Annotated in this window: 2 protein-coding genes; both read left to right on the plus strand. The window is 65.1% G+C overall.

The features are described from left to right. Nucleotides 1-416: 416 nt before the first annotated feature. Nucleotides 417-2,333 (plus strand): acetate--CoA ligase, encoded by a 1,917-nt coding sequence (gene acs / locus VFZ66_15665; GenBank protein ID HEX6290627.1) that lies wholly within the window; start codon nucleotides 417-419, stop codon nucleotides 2,331-2,333. A gap of 85 nt (nucleotides 2,334-2,418) precedes the next feature. Further along, nucleotides 2,419-2,628, plus strand: coding sequence for a hypothetical protein (locus VFZ66_15670; GenBank protein HEX6290628.1), 210 nt, complete (start codon nucleotides 2,419-2,421; stop codon nucleotides 2,626-2,628). Nucleotides 2,629-2,737: the final 109 nt, after the last annotated feature.

Below are 2,737 nucleotides of genomic sequence, written 5' to 3' on the forward strand. Positions count from 1 at the left end.
CCACGAGCGGGGCCTGGTAGCGTGTCGACATTTTTTGCTGCGCATCTTCGGTAAAGAAAACTTCACGGGGCGTAAACATTCGTGTTCTTCCCTCCACTCAGCTTCCGTTATGCTCCTGAGTAGCTCGCTCTACCAGCCTGAGTAGTCCTTGAGCAGCGCTGCGCGATACGGTCGCGCAGAGCACAAGCGCTCTTGAGACGAGGCGCAGGCGGCTCAAACAGGCAGGTACGACGAGCGTGGATCGATGATGCGAAGGTACTGCAAGCCCTGCTGGCACCTTCACGTAGGCACAGGAGTCACGCGGTGAGATTGGTTTCGTCCTTGACAGAGCTGTCGCATGCCGACGCAGATCAACACACCGCTGGCAGGGAGCGACCGCGTCAATCCTGGTATTCAGTTGATGGGGAGAGATTGTCATGACGCACATTGATCGACAGCAGACCCACGCAGCCTACGGCGGCGCCGATCTCGTTCCACCCCCCAGCCCGGAGCTTGCGGCGCAGGCTCAGATCGGCGACTACCCGGCGCTCTATCGCCGGTCGCTGCAAGACCCTGATGCGTTCTGGCGCGAGGCGGCGCAGCAGATCACCTGGCACGCGCCGTTCTCGCAGGTGCTCGTCACATCGCAGGCTCCCTTCTACCAATGGTTCGTCGGCGGCAAGACCAATCTCGTCACCAACGCGCTTGAGCGCCATCTGACGACGCGCCCTGGCCACACGGCGCTGATCTGGGAGGGCGAGAACGGCGAGAGCCGCGCCTTCACCTACGCCGAGCTGAGTCGGCAGGTCAATCGTTTCGCCAACGTGCTCAAGTCGCTGGGCGTCACACGCGGCGATCGGGTCGCGATCTACATGCCGCGCATCCCTGAGCAGGCCATCGCGATGTTCGCCACCGCCAAGCTCGGCGCCGTGCATACCGTGGTCTACGGCGGCCTGAGCACCGATGCGCTTCACGCGCGCGTGGCCGATGCCGCCGCGAAGGTCGTCGTGACGGCGGACGGCGGCCATCTCAACGGCAAGATCGTCGAGCTGAAGCGGATCACCGACGAGGCTGTCGCCGATGTAGCCAGCGTCGAGGCCGTGATCTGCGTGACCCACGCGGGCAATCCCGTGGAGCGGCAGCCGCGCGACCGCGACTGGCGCGCGCTGATGGACGATCCGGCGCTGGATCAGCCCTGCCCGACCGAGGCCATGGACAGTGAAGATCCGTTCTTCATCATCTACACCTCAGGCTCGACCGGAGCGCCCAAGGGCGTGGTCCACACCGTCGGCGGCTATCTGGTCGATGTCTTCACCGCGCTGAAATGGTCGCTCGATGTCCGCCCCGACGACGTGCTCTTCTGCACCTCCGACGCGGGCTGGATCGTCGGTCACAGCATCGTGCTCTACGGCCCGCTGATGCACGGCATGACCACCGTGATGTACGAGGGCGCGCCCACGTATCCCGATCCTGGCCGCTGGTGGCGGATCATCGAGAAGTACGGCGTGACGATCCTCTACACTGCCCCGACCGGCGTGCGCGGCCTGATGCGCTTCGGCACCGATTGGCCCGCCAAGGCCGATCTTTCCTCGCTGCGGCTGCTGGGCATCGCCGGAGAGCCGCTCAACCCCGAAGCATGGCGCTGGTTCTACGAGCAGATCGGTCGGCGGCGCTGCCCGGTCGTCGATGCGTGGTGGCAGACCGAAACCTCCAGGCCGATGATCTCGAACCTGCCGAACATGGCGATGAAGCCCGGCTCCTGCGGCGTGCCGCTGCCCGGCGTCGAGATCGCGGTGGTCGACGACGAGGGCCAGCCGGTTCCGCCCGACACCGAGGGACGGCTGATCATCAAGCGGCCCTGGCCGGGCATGCTGCGCACGATCTATAACGATCCCGATCGCTACGTGCAGCAGTACTGGAGCAACCTGCCGGGCGCGTACATCACCGGCGACGCGGCGCGAATCGACGTGGACGGCTACACCTGGATCATCGGACGCACCGACGACGTGATCAAAGTGTCGGGCTATCGTCTCGGAACCGCCGAGGTCGAGTCGGCGCTGGTGTCGCATCCCGCCGTCGCCGAGGCCGCCGTGATCGGCCTGCCGCACGAGGTCAAAGGCAACGCGATTCACGCCTACGTGATCTTGCGCCAGGGCTTCGACGATACCGGCGAGCTGCTGGTGAGCGAGCTCAAAGCGCATGTCGGCGTCACGATGGGGCCGATTGCCAGGCCCGAAGCGATCACGATCGTGCCCAAGCTGCCCAAGACGCGCTCCGGCAAAATTTTACGCCGGGTGCTCAAGGCCCGCGCGCTGGGACAGCCCGAAGGCGATCTGAGCACGATCGAGGATTAGGTGAGACAGTAACGACGCTGGCGGGTGTGGCATAGCCCAGGCCGTGCTGCGCCCCCGACCAGCCTCGGCCAGAAAGGAGCCTGCGATGCATGAAGCACACACGGAGCATCCACGGCCCGACCAGGATCAGCCGGGCACGCAGCCGATGAGTCCTGGCGATGAAGTTCCTCCCGACACGCCGGGCGCGGGTGAGAGCATCTGCCCCGACTGTGGCGGCAGCGGACAGCGTAACGATCAGCCCTGCCCCACCTGCGGCGGCACTGGTGTCGTCACACAGGGGATCGGCGGGGCGTAGCGCGATCAGGTTATCGTTGAGGCCAGGAGCGAGGATTCCGTGGGAAACACCTCCCACCTGGCAGTACAAGGAGCTATCTATCATGGCAGCCAATACAGAGCGAGAAGTC

Source organism: Herpetosiphonaceae bacterium, assembly GCA_036374795.1.
Classification (GTDB): Bacteria; Chloroflexota; Chloroflexia; order Chloroflexales; family Kallotenuaceae; genus LB3-1.

Bases quoted from the DNA above. Each gene is read 5' to 3' on its own strand.
- acs (HEX6290627.1), top strand. From the start codon at position 417: ATGACGCACATTGATCGACAGCAGACCCACGCAGCCTACGGCGGCGCC.
- VFZ66_15670 (HEX6290628.1), top strand. From the start codon at position 2,419: ATGCATGAAGCACACACGGAGCATCCACGGCCCGACCAGGATCAGCCG.